Below are 3,415 nucleotides of genomic sequence, written 5' to 3' on the forward strand. Positions count from 1 at the left end.
CACAGCAGTAAGACTTCCTTCCTGGTATTGCTTACGCCAGAGAAATAACTGGCTGGCTGCTACACCATGTTGCCGGGCAACGAGGGAGACCGTCATCCCCGGTTCAAAGCTCTGCTGAACAATTGCGATCTTTTCCTGTGTGGTACGCCGTCTGCGTTTCTCCGGCCCTAAGACATCAATCATCTGTACTCCAATGACTAGTCTAAAAACTAGTATTAAGACTATCACTTATTTAAGTGATACTGGTTGTCTGGAGATTCAGGGGGCCAGTCTACCAGGGGCTGGTGGTTGTTTTTTCATGGGTGTTTATCTTTGCGCTCTATTTCACACCTTATGCGCTAATTGTTGGTCAGTTAGGCTCGACCTTCAAAGATGGGAAGGGCGGGGTCAGTACCTGGATTAAACACACGATGGGACCCGGACTGGCTTATCTCGCCGCGTGGACCTACTGGGTGGTGCATATTCCCTATCTGGCACAAAAACCCCAGGCAATTCTGATTGCGCTCGGTTGGGCGATGAAAGGCGACGGTTCGCTAATCAAAGAATATTCAGTCGTAGCGTTACAGGGGTTAACGCTGGTGCTGTTTATCTTCTTTATGTGGGTTGCTTCACGCGGTATGAAATCGCTGAAAATCGTCGGTTCTGTGGCAGGGATTGCGATGTTTGTTATGTCGCTCCTGTATGTGGCGATGGCGGTAACCGCGCCTGCGATTACTGAAGTGCATATTGCGACCACAAACATTACCTGGGAAACGTTCATTCCTCATATCGACTTTACCTACATTACCACTATTTCAATGCTGGTTTTCGCGGTTGGCGGAGCAGAGAAGATTTCTCCTTACGTTAATCAAACGCGCAACCCAGGAAAAGAATTTCCAAAAGGGATGTTATGCCTGGCGGTGATGGTTGCGGTTTGTGCCATTCTGGGCTCACTGGCGATGGGGATGATGTTTGACTCGCGTAATATCCCGGATGACTTAATGACTAACGGTCAATATTACGCCTTTCAGAAGCTGGGCGAGTATTACAACATGGGTAATACTTTAATGGTGATTTACGCCATTGCGAATACCCTGGGACAAGTAGCTGCGCTGGTATTCTCGATTGATGCCCCGCTTAAAGTGCTATTAGGTGATGCTGACAGCAAATATATTCCAGCCAGTTTATGTCGTACCAACGCTTCTGGTACGCCCGTTAATGGCTATTTTCTGACCCTGGTGCAGGTGGCAATTCTGATTATGCTGCCGACTCTCGGCATCGGTGATATGAACAATCTCTATAAATGGCTGTTGAATCTTAACTCGGTAGTGATGCCGCTGCGTTATTTATGGGTATTTGTTGCATTTATTGCAGTCGTTCGCCTGGCGCAGAAATATAAACCAGAATATGTCTTTATTCGTAATAAGCCTCTGGCAATGACCGTCGGGATTTGGTGTTTTGCCTTTACCGCCTTTGCCTGTTTGACGGGGATCTTCCCGAAAATGGAAGCCTTCACTGCAGAGTGGACCTTCCAGTTGGCGCTGAATGTTGCAACGCCGTTTGTGCTGGTAGGATTAGGACTGATTTTCCCGCTGCTGGCGCGTAAAGCGAATAGTAAATAATTATTGTGGTCGGTGACGCTGACTCTGGCTGATCTGACCCGTTTTTACATAATCGAGAAATGCGCGCAAGCCGCAGGACATATACTGGCGGTTTGGATAATAGATCTGGAAGCCTGGACGCTCTGTGCTCCAGTCTCCCAGTACACATTCTAAACGACCAGTATCAAGGTACTCCTTGATCTGTTCATAGAGCAGATACCCGATACCAGCACCCATCAAAACGGCCTCCAGTTCAGCATCAACATCATCCAGAATGATATTTCCTGCGACAGCAATTTCCAGCTCCTTTGCAAATTGCCAGTGGAAAGGTTTGCCGCTGGGATAACGAAAAACAACACATTGATGATTAAGCAGATCATGAGGATGGCGGGGTTTGCCATATCTTGCAAAGTACTCTGGCGTTGCTGCTACACATAATTTCACTGGCGGGCCGATCGCCACGCTGATCATATCTTTTTCGACGATGCCACTAAGTCGAACGCCAGCGTCAAAGCCCTGTTGGACGATATCGACAAGAGAGTCGTCAGTTGTGAGCTCGACTTTAATATCAGGATATTCACGTGTGAAACCAACCAGTAAAGGCATTAAAAATATACGTGCAGCTACCCGGGCGTCATTGATTTTGAGCGTTCCTGTCGGTGTCAGACGAAAATCATTCATCTCATCTAACATGATCTGAATTTCGTCGAAAGCTGGGCGCAATCGTTCATAGAGATTAGAACCCGCTTCCGTTAACGATACGCTTCGGGTTGTCCGATTGAATAAGCGAATTTTAAGACGTTGTTCCAGTGTTTTAATACTATGGCTAATGGCGGACGAGGATAAGCCTAACTCATCGCCCGCTGCACGAAAGCTTTGATTACGGGCCACGGCAAAGAAAGTGGCAAAGTCAGACATATTCATCCGCATTAGTGAAAATCCTTCATTAACTCATCCTGAATCATCACGTTTACAGGATTATGCCGCCTGCGTAAAGTGCGCTCCAGAACTTAACGTGGAGGTAAAATTATGCAGTCTGAACGTATTTATTTGGTATGGGCCCATCCTCGTCATGATTCATTGACCGCACATATTGCTGATGCGATCCATCAGCGGGCAATGGAGCGGAAAATACAGGTGACGGAACTCGATTTATATCGGCGTAATTTCAACCCAGTGATGACGCCGGAAGATGAACCAGACTGGAAGAATATGGATAAACGTTATTCTCCAGAGGTTCATCAGCTTTATTCAGAGCTGCTTGAACATGACACGTTAGTGGTGGTTTTTCCTCTCTGGTGGTACAGCTTCCCGGCAATGCTAAAAGGATATATTGACAGAGTATGGAATAATGGGCTGGCTTATGGAGATGGGCACAAATTACCATTCAATAAAGTTCGTTGGGTGGCGCTGGTTGGAGGAGACAAAGAATCATTTGTCCAGATGGGCTGGGAAAAAAATATAAGCGATTATTTGAAAAATATGTGCAGTTATCTTGGTATTGAAGATGCCGATGTCACTTTCTTGTGTAATACAGTGGTATTCGATGGGGAAGAACTTCATGCGAGCTATTATCAGTCGTTATTATCTCAGGTACGGGATATGGTAGATGCACTATAAAGGTAATGCTGCCAACTTACTGATTTAGTGTATGATGGTGATTTTAAGGTGCTTGCGTGGCTTCCATTTCCATCAGATGTCCTTCCTGCTCCGCTACTGAAGGCGTGGTGCGTAACGGCAAAAGCACTGCCGGACATCAGCGCTATCTCTGCTCTCATTGCCGTAAAACATGGCAACTACAGTTCACTTACACCGCCTCTCAGCCCGGTACGCAC

Annotated in this window: 5 protein-coding genes; 3 read left to right on the forward strand and 2 right to left on the reverse strand. The window is 46.7% G+C overall.

Translation table 11 applies throughout. From position 1 onward, the window contains the following. Positions 1 to 183: transposase (locus tag BHE85_RS12285; RefSeq protein ID WP_000567685.1), on the reverse strand; the 183-nt coding region annotated here is incomplete at its 3' end. 53 nt (positions 184 to 236) lie between these two features. On the opposite strand from BHE85_RS12285, the gene BHE85_RS12290 reads away from it, so the two are divergent. Further along, positions 237 to 1,601, forward strand: coding sequence for an APC family permease (locus tag BHE85_RS12290; protein WP_000604849.1), 1,365 nt, complete (start codon positions 237 to 239; stop codon positions 1,599 to 1,601). On the opposite strand, the gene BHE85_RS12295 is transcribed toward BHE85_RS12290, so the two are convergent. Further along, positions 1,602 to 2,510 (reverse strand): LysR family transcriptional regulator, encoded by a 909-nt coding sequence (locus BHE85_RS12295; RefSeq protein ID WP_001242686.1) that lies wholly within the window; start codon positions 2,508 to 2,510, stop codon positions 1,602 to 1,604. A 99-nt stretch (positions 2,511 to 2,609) separates the two neighbouring features. On the opposite strand from BHE85_RS12295, the gene BHE85_RS12300 reads away from it, so the two are divergent. Both BHE85_RS12300 and BHE85_RS12305 read left to right on the forward strand, forming a co-directional pair. Continuing rightward, positions 2,610 to 3,200, forward strand: coding sequence for an NAD(P)H oxidoreductase (locus tag BHE85_RS12300; RefSeq protein ID WP_001190363.1), 591 nt, complete (start codon positions 2,610 to 2,612; stop codon positions 3,198 to 3,200). A 56-nt stretch (positions 3,201 to 3,256) separates the two neighbouring features. Beyond that, on the forward strand, positions 3,257 to 3,415 hold a 159-nt coding region (locus BHE85_RS12305), incomplete at its 3' end, for an IS1 family transposase (protein ID WP_032277379.1).

It is taken from the genome of Shigella sp. FC1567 (genome assembly GCF_001743015.1).
Classification (GTDB): Bacteria; Pseudomonadota; Gammaproteobacteria; order Enterobacterales; family Enterobacteriaceae; genus Escherichia; species Escherichia coli.

What these genes read in the sequence shown, in the direction of transcription:
- BHE85_RS12295 (WP_001242686.1), bottom strand. Translation starts at nt 2,510, where the DNA reads ATGCGGATGAATATGTCTGACTTTGCCACTTTCTTTGCCGTGGCCCGT.
- BHE85_RS12300 (WP_001190363.1), top strand. Translation starts at nt 2,610, where the DNA reads ATGCAGTCTGAACGTATTTATTTGGTATGGGCCCATCCTCGTCATGAT.